The organism is Bacillus sp. 5mfcol3.1 (assembly GCF_900114335.1).
Lineage (GTDB): Bacteria > Bacillota > Bacilli > Bacillales > Bacillaceae_G > Bacillus_A > Bacillus_A thuringiensis_S.
Map to the genome: position 1 here is coordinate 1 of NZ_FOST01000042.1, position 3020 is coordinate 3020.

The following is a 3020-nucleotide window of genomic DNA, read 5'->3' on the forward strand; positions in this document are numbered from 1 at the left end:
TGTAAAAGGAGGAATAGGTGGCAAAGTAGGGCCAACTAAATCAGGATTTAAAGCGTTCACTTTAGGAGGATTAAATATTTTTTCTTTGAAATCATCGTAGTTAAACATAAATTCATCTCCAATCTATTTTATTAAAAATATGATTATATATAATAAATGCGCTAACAGGTGATTGTGTGTGTGTTAATTAATCATGTCCAAAGAATATAATTTTTTATAAAATCTCACTTTTGTCATACTAAAGCATAAGTTATAGTATGACATGAATTCATCTCCAAAATTAATTCATATGTCAAATAAAAATTCCAATATGTAGAAAATATAATTCTGCATATTGGTCTATTAATTACACCTTGATTTTTCACTTTCTTTGTAAAGGGGATGTTTTTCAGGAGATTTCACAAAATAACTCATCGCGATATCCTTTTCATCTTGTATTGTGTTCATTTATTTTCAGACGATATAGGGGTTTGTGTACATGCCCATCAACTTAAGGATTTTTACTACCCCCAAGTACAAAAAACGGTATTCTTTCTTAAATAGTGTAAATGAGAAAGGGGCTGTTTTTTTATGAATCTCTCGATTCAAGAAGAGTTACAACCATTTGCAGAAGAATTACAGCGCTATATCACACCTGAATTTTTGGAAGGACTGGCAAGAGAGCTGAAGTTTGTAAAGAGAAAACGCAAATTTTCAGGATCAGATTTAGCTACCATTTGTATTTGGATTAGCCAAAGAGTGGCCAGTGATTCTTTAGTCAGATTGTGTAGTAGGCTTCACGCAGTCACAGGTACTGTACTTAGCCCGGAAGGCTTAAATAAACGATTTAATGAAAAATCAGTGTTATTTTTAAAACATATCTTCTCTTTGTTATTACAACAAAAAATCTGTGAGCAAACTCAAATTTCTAACCAACTTTTTTCTCATTTTCAACGTATTCGCATCATGGATGCCAATATGTTTCAAGTGCCTAACACTTTGGAGCATATATACCCTGGTTCAGGTGGGTGTGCGCAAACAGCCGGGATCAAAATTCAATTAGAGTATGATTTACATAGTGGACAATTTCTTAATTTTCAAGTGGGACCAGGAAAAAATAATGACAAAACCTTCGGTACGGAGTGCCTAGATACCTTACGACCAGGCGATTTATGCATTCGTGATTTAGGTTATTTTTCATTAGAAGACTTAGATCAAATGGATCAACGAGGTTCATACTTTGTTTCCCGTCTAAAGTTAAATACAAATGTATATATGAAAAATCCTACTCCAACATTTTTTGGTAATGGTATCATCAAAAAACAGACGGAATATGTAAAAATCAATTTACAAATGATGATGGAGCGCTTATTACCTGGTGAGACCTATGAGGTAGGGAATGTTTATGTAGGAGATCAAAAGGTTTTGTTTGCACGCCTCGTTCTGTATCGTCTAACCGAAAAGCAATTACGGGAACGACAGAAAAAACAAATGGAGAAAGAAAAGAAAAAAGGAAAATCGTATTCTAAGAAAAGCAAAATATTATCTGGAATGAATGTATATGTAACAAACACTCCGTGGGAGTGGATTTCGCCGAAGCAAGTCCATGAGCTATATTCTTTACGTTGGCAGATAGAAATTGTTTTTAAAACATGGAAATCATTGTTTGATATAGATCATTGTCGCACTGTCAAACAGGAACGAATAGAGTGTCATTTATATGGGAAACTAATTGCTATTTTTTTATATTTTTCTACTATATTTAAAATACGCCAACTTTTGTTACAGAAGGAACAAAAAGAATTAAGTGAATATAAAGCGATGGGAATGATACAAGATCATCTGTTGCTGCTATATCAAGCTGTACAAAAAAACACCCAAGGGATAACAAAGCTTCTAATTCGTCTGTTCCACCTTCTACAACAAAACGGACGAAAATCTCATCGATATGAGAAGAAAACGGTCTTTGATATCATAGGTGTTCATTATGAGTATAGTATAGCTAGGGAACAAAAGAAAGCTGCATAGTTTTAAAAATAAAACTCGTTAGAGTTTATTTAGCGTGCGTACTTTTAAGAATAATTAATCTGTTGAACAGTTTGTAGCTCTTTTCAAGGTAATTTCATTTTAGTTGTTCTCTTAAGTTGATGGGCATGGGGTCACCATACATGCCCATCAAGCTAAGGAATCACAATCCCCCCATAGCGAAAATTCTATTGATTTGAAGTAGCTTTGCTCATCTAAATTTGATATTATGTTCAAGCGCAAAATACATAAGGGGGATTAGGAATATGGAAAGACCAGTTGTTATTGAGGAGTATACACCGGATTGGGCACTACAATTTAAAGAAGAACAAAGGCTTCTAAAAGGTATAATGGGAGATAAAGCTATTACAATTGAACATATTGGAAGTACATCTGTTGAAGGATTAGGAGCTAAACCAATATTAGATATTATGATTGGAGTTCATAATTTAAAAGAAGTAGATGAGTTTATTGAACCTTTAAAAAAGATTGCATATGAATATGTATTTCATAAAGAGTTTCCAAACAGAAGGTTTTTTAGAAAGGGATTATGGAGAGCGGGAACACATCATTTGCATGTTTATGAACTAGGGAGTGAAGAATGGGACAGTAATATCTTATTTAGAGATTATCTAAAAAACCATCCTGATACACTCCAACAGTATTATCAATTAAAACAAAAATTAGCTGAAAAACATTATCATGATAGAGTCGCATACACAAATGAAAAAGCGCCATTTATAACAGATATTATTCAGAAAGCTAAAAATGAAATTAACTTCCGCTAAAGAAAATCATGTAAATATATAAAGTTATAAAACGATTATATGAGGTACCGTCCCATCGCCATAAAGCTAGAGCTTTACACTATCCATTAAGTAAAAAAGACGTTATTCTTTTTGTAGAAATATACAGAAAGGATGGCGTTTTTGTATGAATCTATCGATTCAGGATGAGTTTCATTTGTTTGCTGAAGAACTACAGCGATATCTATCTCCACATATTCTTCAACAACT

General features: G+C 33.0%; 2 protein-coding genes. Both read left to right on the forward strand.

The genetic code is table 11. The features are described 5' to 3' along the window. The first annotated feature begins 570 nt into the window (after positions 1–570). Positions 571–2007, forward strand: coding sequence for an IS4 family transposase (locus BM089_RS30190; RefSeq protein ID WP_090979161.1), 1437 nt, complete (start codon positions 571–573; stop codon positions 2005–2007). A gap of 263 nt (positions 2008–2270) precedes the next feature. Continuing rightward, a complete protein-coding gene (locus BM089_RS30195; RefSeq protein WP_090979163.1) occupies positions 2271–2792 on the forward strand; it encodes a GrpB family protein in 522 nt (173 codons plus the stop codon). Positions 2793–3020: the final 228 nt, after the last annotated feature.

Excerpts from the sequence above, each read along its gene's own strand:
- BM089_RS30190 (WP_090979161.1), top strand. The coding sequence starts at position 571 with ATGAATCTCTCGATTCAAGAAGAGTTACAACCATTTGCAGAAGAATTA.
- BM089_RS30195 (WP_090979163.1), top strand. The coding sequence starts at position 2,271 with ATGGAAAGACCAGTTGTTATTGAGGAGTATACACCGGATTGGGCACTA.